A 12,418-nucleotide genomic window follows, 5' to 3' on the forward strand; every position below is an offset into this window, starting at 1 on the left:
CAGGCTCAGTCGTAGCGGCGGGCGTCCTCGATCACCTTGCCGTCGTTGGGCAGGCTGCCCGGCGGCAGCAGGGCGACCTCGCCGCGCAGCTTGGTCACCTCACGCAGGCTCTGCGCAACCCGGTCGGCAAGGCCTTCGGGTGCGTCGGCCGTTTCGACCCGCAGGGTCATGAGATCGTTGGCCATCTCGCCCGAAACCACCAGGCGCACCCGCCCGAGTTCGGGATGACGACGGGCGATCTCGGCCACCTGACCGGGATGCACGAACATGCCGCGCACCTTGGTGGTCTGGTCGGCGCGGCCGAGCCAGCCGCGGATGCGCACATTGGTGCGGCCGCAGGGCGAGCGCCCGGGCAGCACCGCCGACAGGTCACCGGTGCCGAAGCGGATCATCGGGTAGTCGGGATTGAAGCTCGTGACCACCACTTCGCCGACCTCGCCATCGGGCAGCGGCTCACCGGTGCCGGGACGCACGATCTCGAGGATGAGGTCCTCCTCGAGGATCATGCCTTCGAGGGCCTCGGATTCGTAGGCGATCAGGCCGACATCGGCGGTGCCGTACCACTGCAGCACGGTCTGCAGGCCCTGGGCCAGGAACCAGGCGCGCAGCGAGGGCGGCAGAGCCTCGGCGCCGACCAGCGCCCGGCGCAGGTTGCCGATGTCGGCGCCGGTCTCCAGCGCCTTCTCGATGATGATGCGCAGGAACGAGGGCGTACCCACATAGGCATCGGGGCGCAGGGCGCGGATCACCTCGATCTGCTGCTCGGTCTGGCCGGTGCCGGCCGGGATCACCGCGCAGCCGATGTGACGCGCGGCCAGATCGACCATCCAGGCGCCGGGGGTGAGGTGATAGCCGAAGCAGTTCTGCAGCACATGACCGGGCCGCATGCCGGCGGCCCACAACGCCCTCGCCGAACGCCAGGGGTCGGGGCGCGCGCCCTCGGGGTCGAAGATCGGGCCGGGCGAGAGGTAGAGATGGCCCATGCGCCCGGGCGGCAGGGTGGTCAGCCCGCCGAACGGCGGTTCAGCCTGCTGAAGCTCCTTCAGCTCGGACTTGCGCAGCACCGGCAGCGCAGCCAGCGCCTTGCGCGAGGCCACCGACCTGGCGTCGACCCCGGCGAGGCGGCGCGCCCAACCCGGCGCATCACGCTGCGCGAGGGCCACCAGCCCGGGCAGGCGGGCCATCAGCGCGCCTTCGCGGGCCTCCGGCTCGCGGGTCTCGAGATCGTCGTAGAACGGTGAGCTGCTCATCAGGCGCTCCCAGGGGCGTCAGAGCCAGCGCTTGCGCCGGCGGTAGGCCTTGACATCGCGGAAGGACGCACGCCCCTCCTTGGAGACGCCAAGGTAGAACTCGCGCACATCCTCGTTGTCGGCGAGCTCGGCGGCGGGCCCGTCCATGACGATGCGCCCGCTCTCGAGGATGTAGCCGTAGTCGGAGTACTTCAGGGCGACATTGGTGTTCTGCTCGGCCAGCAGGAAGCTCACGCCCTCCTTCTGGTTGAGGTCGCGCACGATGCCGAAGATCTCGGCCACGATCTGCGGCGCCAGGCCCATGGAGGGCTCGTCGAGCAGGATCATGGCCGGCTTGGCCATCAGCGCGCGGCCCACCGCGGTCATCTGCTGCTCGCCGCCCGAGGTGTAGCCGGCCTGCGAGGTGCGGCGGGTCTTCAGGCGCGGGAAGTAGTGATAGACCCGCTCGAGCTCGGCGGCGAGATCGCCGCGCGACAGCCCGCGCGTGTAGGCGCCGGTGAGCAGGTTCTCCTCGACGGTCAGGTGACCGAAGCAGTGCCTGCCCTCCATCACCTGGATGACACCGCGGCGCACGAGGTCCGAGGGGGTGAGCCGCTCGATGCGCTCACCCCGGTATTCGATGCTGCCCTTGGTGACCTCGCCGCGCTCGCCCTTGAGCAGGTTGGACACGGCGCGCAGCGTGGTGGTCTTGCCGGCGCCGTTGCCGCCGAGCAGCGACACGATGCGGCCCTCGGGCACCGTGAGCGACACGCCCTTGAGCACCAGGATCACATGGTTGTAGATGACTTCGATGCCGTTGACGGCGAGCAGCGCGGCGGTGGTCACGGGGCTTTCCTGTGGGGGGCCGATGGACGGGCGGCCGGGCACGGGCGGCGGGCCCGCGCCCGGCGGGATCTCAGCTCGCGTCCTTGGCGCAGTCGCGGTACTCGAGCTTCTTCTCGCCCGCGTACTTCTTCGCGGCCTGATCGATCATCGGCTTGATGATGCTCATGTCGGCCTCGTAGATCTTCTTCTCGGTCGTCCACTTCTTGCCGTCCCACTGGTGGATCATCGCCTTGGAGATGCCCATGTGGTCGGCGCAGGAGGTGGACAACGGCAGCATGAAGCCCTCGAAGCCCATCGCCTTGATCTTGCGATCGTCGATGGCCAGGTTCTCCAGACCCCAGCGCACCTGCTCGCCGGTGAGCGGCTTCTTGCCGTGCTTCTCCTGGGCGCGGCGGATGCCCTCCACCGTGAGCATCGCGTGCACGATGCCGCGGTTGTAGAGCACCTCGCCCACCTCCTCGGCCGGGCCGGTGCCCTGGTTCTTGCCGTGGAGCACCTTCAGGATGTCCTCGTGGACCTTGCCGCGGCCCGAGGGCGACAGCGAGGTGACCGCGGTGAAGCCCTTGCCGGCGTCACCCGCCGGTCGGACATCGGGCTCGGCGCCGGCGTACCAGCCGCCGTACATCTTCTCGCGCGGGAAGCCGGTGGCCACCGCCTCCTTGACCGCGGTGCCGTTCATCACGCCCCAGCCCCAGAGGACCACGTAGTCGGGACGCTGCTGGCGAATCTGCAGCCAGGTGGCCTTCTGCTCGACACCGGGATGGGTGACCGGCAGCTGCAGCAGCTCGAAGCCGTGCATCTTGGAGCGCTCGACCAGCAGCGGGATGGCTTCCTTGCCGTAGGGCGAGTCATGGTAGACATAGGCGATCTTCTTGCCCTTGAGCTTGTCGGGCCCGCCCTCGCGTCCGGCGATGTGCTGGATCACGATGTCGGCCGCCACCCAGTAGCTGCCGCCGAGAATGAAGTTCCACTTGAAGACCCGGCCTTCGGCCGAGGCCGACAGGCCGTAGCCGCCGGTGATCAGCGGGATCTTGTCGTTGAAGGTCTTGTCGGTGAGCGCGAAGGTGATGCCGGTGGACAGCGGGTGGAAGGCCGCAGCGCCGGTCGGGCCCTTGCCCTTGAGGCGCTCGTAGCATTCCACGCCACGGTCGGTGGCGTAGCCGGTCTCGCACTCCTCGTAGGTGATCTTCACGCCGTTGATGCCGCCGTCGCGGGCATTGACCAGCTTCAGGTAGTCGATGAAGCCGTTGGCGAACGGGATGCCGTTGGGCGCGTAGGCGCCGGTGCGGTACGACAGCACCGGGATGAACTGCTCCTTGGCACCGGCGGCCGGTGCCTCGGCCTTCTTGGCCTGCGCCAGCGCAGGCGCCTGGGGTGCGAGGGCGCCGGCGGCAACCAGCGCCGCGGCCATCAGCGTGTGGCGGATCGTCTGCCTCATGGATATCTCCTTGGTATGGATGTGTCGTTCTGGGCGAGGTTCGCCGGCATCTGCGGCCGGCTCGGATGGTGACGGTGGATGACGGACAGGCCCGCCGCTCAGTGCGGGAACGGCCAGAGCCGCAGCTTCTCCTTGGCAACCGACCACAGCCGTGCCAGGCCGTGGGGTTCGACGATCAGGAAGAACACGATCAGGGCGCCGAAGATCATGAACTCGAGGTGCGAGGTCATGGCGGCCGAGATCGGGATGCCCAGCCAGGCCGGAATCTGGTTGAGCAGGATGGGCAGGATGACGATGAAGGCCGCGCCCAGGAAGCTGCCGAGGATGGATCCCAGCCCGCCGATGATGATCATGAACAGCAGGTTCAGCGAGCGATTGACATCGAAGGCGAGCGCCTCCCAGGAGCCCAGGTGCACGAAGCCCCAGAGCGCGCCGGACACGCCGATGAAGAACGAGCTCAGCGCGAAGGCGGTGAGCTTGGCGTGCATGGGCCGGATGCCGATCACCGCGGCCGCCACGTCCATGTCACGGATCGCCATCCAGGAGCGGCCGAGGTGACCGCGCACCAGGTTCTTGGCCATCAGCCCGAACACGCAGACGATCGCCAGCACGAACAGGTACTTGCGGGCCGGGGTGTCGAGGCTGACCCCGAACATCTCCAGCGCCGGCACCTGCACCGAGCCCGAGGTGGAATCGTTGCTCAGCCACTTCACGCGGGTGAACAGCCAGTCGGAGAAGAACTGGGCGGCCAGCGTGGCCACCGCCAGGTACAGACCCTTGATGCGCAGGCTGGGCACGCCGAAGATCACGCCGGCGCCCATCGCGATCAGCCCGGCAAGCACGAAGGCCACGATGAGGTTCAGGTCGGGGATGCGCACCGTGAGGTTGTAGGCGGCGTAGGCGCCCACCGCCATGAAGGCACCCGAGCCGAGCGAGATCTGGCCGCAGTAGCCCACCAGCAGGTTCAGCCCGATGGCCGCCAGCGCCAGGATCAGGAAGGGGATGAGGATCGCCTTGAACAGGTACTCGCTGCCGATCTGCGGCACCACCAGGAAGGCGAAGGCAAGCAGCAACCCGATGACGACCCGGTCCTGCACGATCGGGAAGATCTGCTGGTCGGCAGGGTAGCCGGTCTTGAACTGGCCGTTTTCGCGGTAGAGCATCGGGATGACCTGAGTTGGGCGACGAGGGGCGTGGGTGGCGGGCCGGGTTCAGACCCGGTCGATGATCTTCTCGCCGAACAGGCCCTGCGGGCGCACCAGCAGGAAGCCCAGCGCCAGCACGTAGGCGAACCAGTTCTCGATGCCGCCGCCGATCACCGGGCCGAGGTAGACCTCGGAAAGCTTTTCGCCCAGGCCGATGATCAGGCCGCCGACGATGGCGCCGGGCACCGAGGTGAATCCGCCGAGGATGACCACCGGCAGCGCCTTGAGCGCCAGGATGGCGAGCGAGAACTGCACGCCGAGCTTGCTGCCCCAGACCATGCCGGCCACCAGCGCCGTGAAGCCGGCCACCGACCAGACGATCACCCAGATGCGGTTCAGCGGGATGCCGATCGACTGCGCCGCCTGGTGGTCATCGGCCACCGCACGCAGCGCCCGGCCGGTGGCGGTCTTCTGAAAGAAGAGCGCGAGCACCACCACCAGGATGGTGGCCATCACCGCGGCGACGATGTCATCGCGGTTGACCATCACGCCGCCCTGGAAGACGCCCTCGAAGAGCAGCAGCGGCTCCTTGGCGATGCCCAGGTCGATCTTGTAGATGTCGGAGCCCCAGACGGTCTGGCCGAAGCCGTCGATGAAGTAGGTGACACCCAGGGTGGCCATCAGCAGCACCACGCCCTCCTGGTTGACCAGCTTGCGCAGCACCACCCGTTCGATCAGCCAGGCCAGCACGATCATGATGATCACGGACAGCACGAAGGCGATGCCGTTGGCCAGCCAGCGGTTGTCGAAGCCGAACCATGCGGGGATCCACTCCGAGAGCCGGGCCATGGCCAGCGCGGCGAACAGCACCATGGCGCCCTGGGCGAAGTTGAACACCCCCGAGGCCTTGAAGATCAGCACGAAGCCCAGCGCCACCAGCGCGTAGAGCACCCCGGCCATCAGGCCGCCGAGCGCCACTTCCAGCAGAAATCCGAGGTTCATCAGCGACAGTCCTGAAGGGGCGCGCGGCTCAATGAGCCACGCCGAGATAGGCCGAGATCACATCCGGGTTGCCGCGGACCTCGTCGGGTGTGCCGTCACCGATCTTGCGGCCGTAGTCGAGCACCACCACGCGATCGGAGATGTCCATCACCACCCCCATGTCATGCTCGATCAGGACGATGGTGGTGCCGAATTCGTCGTTCACGTCGAGGATGAAGCGGCTCATGTCCTGCTTCTCCTCGAGGTTCATGCCGGCCATCGGCTCGTCGAGCAGGAGCAGGCTGGGCTCCATGGCGAGCGCGCGACCGAGGTCGACGCGCTTCTGCAGTCCGTAGGGCAGGCGGCCCACGGGGGTCTTGCGGTGGCTCTGGATCTGCAGGAAGTCGATGATCCGCTCGACGTGCTCGCGGTGGGCCACCTCCTCGCGCATCGCCGGCCCCACCCGGAGCATCTGCGCCAGGATGCCCGACTTCATGCGCAGGTTGCGCCCGGCCATGATGTTGTCGAGCACGCTCATGCCCTTGAACAGGGCCAGGCTCTGGAAGGTGCGCGCCACGCCCATCTCGGCCACCTGGCGCGAGCTCATGCGGTTGAAGTGCTGCCCGCGGAAGACGATCTCGCCCTGCTGCGGGGTGTAGACCCCGTTGATCACGTTGAGCATCGAGCTCTTGCCCGCGCCATTGGGGCCGATGATCGCGCGGATCTCGTGCTCGCGGACATCGAAGGAGATGTCGGTGAGCGCCTTGACCCCGCCGAAGGACAGCGAAATGCCCTTCAGGTCGAGGATGACGTCGCCGATCGGACGCTGGTTCATGCGGCGGCTCCGGGTCTCGGGCTCAGGCGGCCAGCGGCTGCGCCGCCGGCGGGAAGGTGGCGGCGTCAGCCAGGGTGAGGGTGGCCGACACCGAGCCGGTGCGGCCATCCTCGAAGCGCACCTGGGTCTCGATGAACTGCTCGGACCGCCCGGCGTACAGGGCATCGACCAGCACCTGGTATTTCTGCGCGATGAAGCGGCGCCGGACCTTGCGGGTGCGGGTGAGCTCCTCGTCGTCGGCGTCGAGCTCCTTGTGCAGGACCAGGAAGCGGGCCACCTGCGCGCCGGCCATCACCGGGTCGGCGGCGAGGTCGGCATTGACCTTCTCGACGCACTCGCGCAGCAGCTGGTAGATCTCGGGCCGGGAGGCGAGATCGACATAGCCGGCATACGACAGGTTGCGGCGCTCGGCCCAGCTGCCGCAGGCATCGAAGTCGATGTTCAGGAAGGCCACCACCCGGTCGCGCCCGTCGCCGAAAGCCACGGCTTCCTTGATGAAGGGGAAGAACTTGAGCTTGTTCTCGAGGTATTTGGGCGCAAACAGGCCGCCACCGGCGAGCTTGCCGACATCCTTGGCGCGATCGATGATCCGCAGGTGGCCGTCGGCGCCGAGGTAGCCGGCGTCACCGGTGTGGAACCAGCCCTGCGCATCGCGGACCTCGGCCGTGGCCTCGGGATTGCGGTGGTATTCGCGCAGCAGGCCGGGGCTGCGGATCAGCACCTCGCCGGCATCGGACACCCGCAGCTCCACGCCGTCCACCGGCGGGCCCACCGTGTCGGCACGCACCTGCCCGTTGGGCTGCAGGCAGACGAACACCGCGGTCTCGGTCGAACCGTAGAGCTGCTTCAGGTTGATGCCCAGAGAGCGGTAGAAGTCGAAGAGATCGGGGCCGATCGCCTCGCCGGCGGTGTAGGCGAGCCGCACCCGGCTCATGCCCAGCGAATTGCGCAGCGGCCCGTAGATGAAGAGCCGGCCGAGCGCGTAATGCAGGCGATCGATCACGCCCACGCCGGCGTCGCCATCGAGGATGCGACCGCCCACCCGGCGCGCCAGCGCCATGAAGTGGCGGTACAGCCAGCGCTTGGGGCCGGCGGCGTCCTCCATGCGGATGGTCACCTGGGTGAGCAGCGCCTCCAGGACCCGCGGCGGGGCGAAGTAGTAGGTGGGCCCGATCTCGCGCATGTCGGCGGCCACCGTGGCCTGCGACTCGGGGCAGTTGACCGTGAAGCCATTCAGCAGCCACTGCACGTAGGAGAAGATGTTCTGCCCCAGCCAGGCCATGGGCAGGTAGGCGAGCACCTCCTCGCGCGGGCCCAGGCCCTCCATGCGCGAGGCCACCGCCGACATCGACAGCAGGTTGCGGTGGGTGTGCACCACGCCCTTGGGGGTGCCGGTGGTGCCCGAGGTGTAGAACATGGCCGCGGGGTCGTCGGGCGAGCCCTTCGCGATCTCGGCGCGCACGAAACCGGGATGGCTGGCGAGCAGGCCGCGACCGAGCTCGATCAGGCGATCGAAGGAGAGCAGCTGCGGCTGCCGGTAGTTGCGCAAGCCGCGCGAATCGTCGAACACCACATGCCCGAGCCCGGGGTGGCTGGCCAGCACCTCGAGCATCTTGTCGACCTGCTCCTGGTCCTCGACCACCGCGAAGCCGATGTCGGCGTTGCGGCACACGAAGGCCATCTCGCTGGCGGCGGCGTCCTGGTAGAGCGGGACCGGCACCGCGCCGAGCGATTGCGCGGCGAGCATGGCCACATAGAGGTTGGGCCGGTTCTCGCCGACCAGCGCGAGGTGGGCGCCACGGGCCAGGCCCAGGCTGGACAGCCCGGCGGCCGCAGCCTCGGCGCGCTCGACCAGCTGCCGCCAGGTGACGGTCTGCCAGATGCCCAGGCGCTTCTCGCGCATGGCCGGCGCATCCGGACGGGCAGCGGCGTGGCGCAGCGCCAGCGTCGGGAAGGTGGCGTCGCCCAGCGCGCGTACCCGCTCGGTGTCGGTGTTCAGGGGATCCATCGGGTTCTCATCACGGTGGCTCGAGCGGCCGCCGGCAAGCGCCGGCGCACGCCGATCAGACCACGAGAGACTTACCCGGGGCTGACCGCGGGCGCAAGCAAGCCCCGGCGAGGCCGGGGGCTACTGCCCTACTTCTCGTAGACGAAGAACCCGCGCCCGCTCTTGCGGCCGAGCATGCCGGCGTCGACCATCTCGCGCAGCAGCGGCGCGGGCCGGTACTTGGGGTCGTTGAAGGCGCCGTAGAGCACCTCCATGACCGCCAGCAGGACATCGAGGCCGACCATGTCGCACAGCGCCAGCGGGCCGATCGGGTGGTTGCAGCCCAGGCGCATGCCGGCGTCGATCTCCTCGGCGCTGGCGATGCCCTCCTGCAGGGTGAACACCGCCTCGTTGAGCATGGGGCACAGGATACGGTTGACCGCGAAGCCGGCGCTGTTGCGCACGCCGATGGGGGTCTTGCCCAGGGTGCGCGAAAGCTCGGCCACCTCCTCGACCGTGGCCTCGGTGGTGCGCAGGCCACGGATGATCTCGACCAGCGCCATCACCGGCACCGGGTTGAAGAAGTGCATGCCCACGAAGCGCTCGGGCCGGCTGGTGGCCGCCGCAAGGCGCGTGATGGAGATGGACGAGGTGTTGGTGGCGATGATCGCACCAGGGCGCAGGATGCGGTCGACCGCCTGCAGGATGCGGATCTTGACGGCCTCGTTCTCGGTGGCGGCCTCGATCACCAGATCGGCCTGGGCAAGGTCACCGGCCTCGGTGGTGGTGCGGATGCGGGCCATGACCTGGGCCTTGGCCTCCTCGGTCAGCGCACCCTTGCGCACCGAGCGGTCGAGCGAGCCCGAGATGGTCTTGAGCGCACGCTCGAGGGCGGCGGCGTTCACATCCTGGACGATGGCCTGCAGGCCGGCGAGCGCACACACCTGCGCGATGCCGTTGCCCATGGTGCCGGCGCCGATCACGCCGACGGTCTCGATTGCCATTGGGTTTCCTCCCTGAGAGAAGCCCGCAAGGATACGCCAGCCCGACCGCGCCCCGGCCTGAAATCGTCGATAATTCCGGCTTGCCGGCCAGATCCGCGCCGCCCCCCGCGACCCACCGCAGGACCGCCACCATGACCGATCTCTCCGAGGCGAAGAAGCTCGCCGAGTACCGCGCCACGAACAAGGTTCGCTTCGTCACCGCCGCCTCGCTGTTCGACGGCCACGACGCGTCGATCAACATCATGCGTCGCATCCTGCAGAGCATGGGCTGCGAGGTCATCCACCTGGGCCACAACCGCTCGGTGCGCGAGATCGTCGACTGCGCGCTCCAGGAAGACGCCCACGGCATCGCGGTCAGCTCCTACCAGGGCGGCCATGTCGAGTACTTCAAGTACATGATCGACCTGCTGCGCGAGGCCGGCGCCTCGCACATCAAGGTCTTCGGCGGCGGCGGCGGGGTGATCGTGCCGGCCGAGATCCGCGAGCTGCACGAGTACGGCGTGACCCGCATCTACTCGCCCGAAGACGGCCAGCGGCTGGGCCTCGCCGGCATGATCGGCGACATGATCCAGCGCTGCGACAGCGACCTTGCCGTGCTGGCGCCGGCGGCACTGTCGGCCATCCAGGCGCCGCCCGCGGGCGACGCCGAGGGGCTGGCCCGCTCGCGGCGCGCGCTGGCGCAGCTGATCACCGCCCTCGAGAACGGCACGCCGCCGGCGGGGCTGGATGCCGCCGGCTTCGACGCGCTGCGCCAGGCCCTGCATCGGCAGGCCGACACCGTGCGCACCCCCGCGCTGGGCATCACCGGCACCGGCGGCGCCGGCAAGAGCTCGCTCACCGACGAGCTGGTTCGCCGCTTCCGGCTCGACCAGGACGACGCCCTGCGCCTGGCCATCATTTCCGTGGATCCCACCCGCCGCAAGAGCGGCGGTGCGCTGCTCGGCGATCGCATCCGCATGAATGCGATCAACCACCCGAACGTGTTCATGCGCTCGCTGGCCACCCGTGAGGCCGGCAGCGAGGTCAGCCGCGCCCTGCCCGATGTGATCGCCGCCTGCCGCGTGGCCGGCTTCGACCTGATCGTGGTCGAGACCTCCGGCATCGGCCAGGGCGACGCGGCGATCGTGCCGCTCGTCGATGCCACGCTGTATGTCATGACCCCCGAGTTCGGCGCCGCCAGCCAGCTCGAGAAGATCGACATGCTCGACTTCGCCGACTTCGTGGCGATCAACAAGTTCGACCGCAAGGGCGCCGCCGATGCGCTGCGCGATGTCGCCAAGCAGTACCAGCGCAACCGCGAGCAGTGGAACCGCCGCCCCGACGAGATGCCGGTCTGGGGCACGCAGGCCAGCCGCTTCAACGACGACGGCGTCACCGCGCTCTACCAGGGCATGCTGCCGCGCCTGACCGAACTCGGCCTGCGCCTGCCGCTTGCCGGCCAGACCGATCCGGCGCGCCCGGGGCGGCTGCCGGCGGTGGTGGCGCGCCACTCCTCCAGCCAGGTGGTGATCGTGCCGCCGCAGCGCACGCGCTATCTGGCCGACATCGCCGACACGGTTCGCGGCTACAAGCAGCGCGCCCGAGCGCAGGCGCGCCTGGCGCGCGAGGTGCAGCAGCTGCGCGAGAGCCGGCGCATGCTGCACGAGGCCAACCCCGGGAAGCACCGCGCGCTCGAGGCCCTCGAGGAACAGGCCGCGCTGCGCGAGGCCCGGCTCGAGGCCGACGCCCGTGCCCTGCTCGCTGCCTGGCCGCAGGTGCGCCAGGACTACGCCGGCGACGAGCTGGTGGTCACGGTGCGCAACCGCGAGATCCGCACCGAGCTCACCCGCACCAGCCTGTCGGGCACCCGCATCCGCAAGGTCGCGCTGCCCGGCTTCGAAGACCACGGCGAGCTGCTGAAGTGGCTGCTCCTCGAGAACCTGCCTGGCTCGTTCCCGTACACCGCTGGCGTTTTCGCCTTCAAGCGCGAGGGCGAGGACCCCACCCGCATGTTCGCCGGCGAGGGCGATCCGTTCCGCACCAACCGGCGCTTCAAGCTGCTCTCCGAGGGCATGCCCGCCAAGCGGCTGTCCACCGCCTTCGACAGCGTCACGCTCTACGGCCACGATCCGGCGCTGCGCCCCGACATCTACGGCAAGGTCGGCAACAGCGGCGTGAGCATCGCCACGCTCGACGACATGAAGGTGCTCTACGGCGGCTTCGACCTCTGCGACCCGGCCACCAGCGTGAGCATGACCATCAACGGGCCGGCACCCACGCTGCTCGCGATGTTCATGAACACCGCCATCGACCAGCAGATGGAGGCCTTCCGCCAGCGCGAGGGCCGCGAGCCCGACGCCGCCGAGTCGGCGAGGCTGCGCGCGCATACGCTGTCATCGGTGCGCGGCACGGTGCAGGCCGACATCCTCAAGGAAGACCAGGGCCAGAACACCTGCATCTTCAGCACCGAGTTCAGCCTGAAGGTGATGGGCGACATCGCCGAGTACTTCGTGCAGCACGATGTGCGCAACTTCTACTCGGTGAGCATCAGCGGCTATCACATCGCCGAGGCCGGCGCCAACCCGATCAGCCAGCTTGCATTCACGCTGTCCAACGGCTTCACCTTCGTGGAGGCCTACCTCGCCCGCGGCATGCACATCGACGACTTCGCGCCCAACCTGAGCTTCTTCTTCAGCAACGGCATGGACCCGGAGTACACGGTCATGGGCCGCGTGGCGCGGCGCATCTGGGCGGTGGCCATGCGCGACCGCTACGGCGCCAACGATCGCAGCCAGAAGCTGAAGTACCACTGCCAGACCAGCGGTCGCAGCCTGCACGCGCAGGAGATCCAGTTCAACGACATCCGCACCACGCTGCAGGCGCTGATCGCCACCTACGACAACGCCAACAGCCTGCACACCAACGCCTTCGACGAGGCGATCACCACGCCCACCGAAGACAGCGTGCGCCGCGC

9 protein-coding genes are annotated in these 12,418 nt (G+C 68.8%); 1 reads left to right on the forward strand and 8 read right to left on the reverse strand.

The genetic code is table 11. From position 1 onward, the window contains the following. Positions 1-5: 5 nt before the first annotated feature. From AC2H6A_RS04520 to AC2H6A_RS04555, 8 genes are all read right to left on the reverse strand, one after another. Positions 6-1,250 (reverse strand): phenylacetate--CoA ligase family protein, encoded by a 1,245-nt coding sequence (locus AC2H6A_RS04520; protein ID WP_484271947.1) that lies wholly within the window; start codon positions 1,248-1,250, stop codon positions 6-8. A gap of 18 nt (positions 1,251-1,268) precedes the next feature. Next, positions 1,269-2,075 (reverse strand): ABC transporter ATP-binding protein, encoded by an 807-nt coding sequence (locus AC2H6A_RS04525; RefSeq protein WP_484271948.1) that lies wholly within the window; start codon positions 2,073-2,075, stop codon positions 1,269-1,271. A gap of 70 nt (positions 2,076-2,145) precedes the next feature. Beyond that, positions 2,146-3,513, reverse strand: coding sequence for an ABC transporter substrate-binding protein (locus AC2H6A_RS04530; RefSeq protein WP_484271949.1), 1,368 nt, complete (start codon positions 3,511-3,513; stop codon positions 2,146-2,148). A 98-nt stretch (positions 3,514-3,611) separates the two neighbouring features. Next, positions 3,612-4,676 (reverse strand): branched-chain amino acid ABC transporter permease, encoded by a 1,065-nt coding sequence (locus AC2H6A_RS04535; protein WP_484271950.1) that lies wholly within the window; start codon positions 4,674-4,676, stop codon positions 3,612-3,614. 48 nt (positions 4,677-4,724) lie between these two features. Continuing rightward, entirely contained in the window at positions 4,725-5,660 is a 936-nt protein-coding gene (locus AC2H6A_RS04540; RefSeq protein WP_484271951.1) for a branched-chain amino acid ABC transporter permease, read from the reverse strand. Between the two features lie 28 nt (positions 5,661-5,688). Beyond that, complete coding sequence (locus AC2H6A_RS04545) at positions 5,689-6,474, reverse strand: ABC transporter ATP-binding protein (RefSeq protein ID WP_484271952.1); 786 nt, start codon at positions 6,472-6,474, stop codon at positions 5,689-5,691. 22 nt (positions 6,475-6,496) lie between these two features. Further along, the gene (locus AC2H6A_RS04550) at positions 6,497-8,482 is read right to left on the reverse strand and encodes an AMP-dependent synthetase/ligase (protein ID WP_484271953.1); all 1,986 of its coding nucleotides are present in this window, start codon (positions 8,480-8,482) and stop codon (positions 6,497-6,499) included. A 128-nt stretch (positions 8,483-8,610) separates the two neighbouring features. After that, positions 8,611-9,465 carry a 3-hydroxybutyryl-CoA dehydrogenase gene (locus AC2H6A_RS04555; RefSeq protein ID WP_484271954.1) on the reverse strand — a complete coding sequence of 285 codons (855 nt, stop codon included), beginning with the start codon at positions 9,463-9,465 and terminating at the stop codon, positions 8,611-8,613. A gap of 131 nt (positions 9,466-9,596) precedes the next feature. On the opposite strand from AC2H6A_RS04555, the gene icmF reads away from it, so the two are divergent. Then, on the forward strand, positions 9,597-12,418 hold a 2,822-nt coding region (icmF, locus tag AC2H6A_RS04560; protein ID WP_484271955.1), incomplete at its 3' end, for a fused isobutyryl-CoA mutase/GTPase IcmF.

It is taken from the genome of Quisquiliibacterium sp. (assembly GCF_982640115.1).